1 pseudogene is annotated in these 1,009 nt (G+C 51.8%); it reads left to right on the forward strand.

The annotated features are described in order from the left end of the window. Window positions 1–66: 66 nt before the first annotated feature. Window positions 67–1,009 (forward strand): annotated as a pseudogene (locus tag ACJ9N4_RS20880) (IS3 family transposase); the annotation flags it as partial.

Below are 1,009 nucleotides of genomic sequence, written 5' to 3' on the forward strand. Positions count from 1 at the left end.
GTAAAACGAACCACTCACTTTTAGAGATCTTCCGACATACTGATTGTATTCCCTGAGGAGATCGCCATGCGTAAAGCCCGATTCACTGAGCACCAGATCATCGCTGCCCTGAAGTCTGTTGAAGCCGGACGTATCGTCAAGGATGTCTGCCGCGAAGCAGGGATTTCTGAAGCCTCGTACTACAACTGGAAAGCAAAGTACGGTGGGATGGAAGCCTCTGATATCAAAAAGATGAAAGATCTTGAGGACGAAAACCGACGCCTCAAACAGATGTTTGCTGATCTCAGCCTTGAGTGCCGGGCACTTAAAGACGTCATCGAAAAAAAGCTTTAAAACCAGCGATAAAGCGTGAACTCGTCAGCTATCCGACAGCGCAATTTGCCATGAGTTTACGCCAGGCCTGCAGGACAGTATCGCTGAGCAGGACGGTGTATTTTTATCGGCCCGATACCCGGCGTGATGAACCGGTGATCCATGCACTGACTGAACTGGCAGAACGCTATCCGCGATATGGTTTTAAGAAGCTGTTCCAGCTGCTGCGCAGGCAGGGCAATACCTGGAACCATAAACGCGTTCACCGGATTTACTGCCTGCTGAAACTGAATTTTCGTCGCAAGGGAAAACAGCGTCTGTCAGTGCGTAACCCGGCACCACTGGCGACGCCGCAAGCGTTAAACCAGAGCTGGTCCATCGATTTTATGCACGACGCGCTGCTCTGCGGCAGACGCTTCCGGACCTTCAATGTGGTGGATGATTTTAACCGCGAAGCACTGGCGATAGAAATCGACCTGAATATCCCGGCTCAGCGAGTCATCCGGGTGTTGGACAGGATCGTGGCAAACCGCGGCTACCCGCTGAAGATGTGGATGGACAACGGGCCAGAACTGGTCTCACTGGCGCTGGCACAATGGGCCGAAGAACATGGCGTGCAACTCGAATTTATCAAGCCGGGTAAACCAACACAGAATGCTTTTATCGAACGGTTCAACCGGACATACCGGACAGAAAT

Origin of the sequence: Enterobacter sp. LM3 (genome assembly GCF_046622475.1) — a bacterium.
Taxonomy (GTDB): domain Bacteria; phylum Pseudomonadota; class Gammaproteobacteria; order Enterobacterales; family Enterobacteriaceae; genus Enterobacter; species Enterobacter cloacae_P.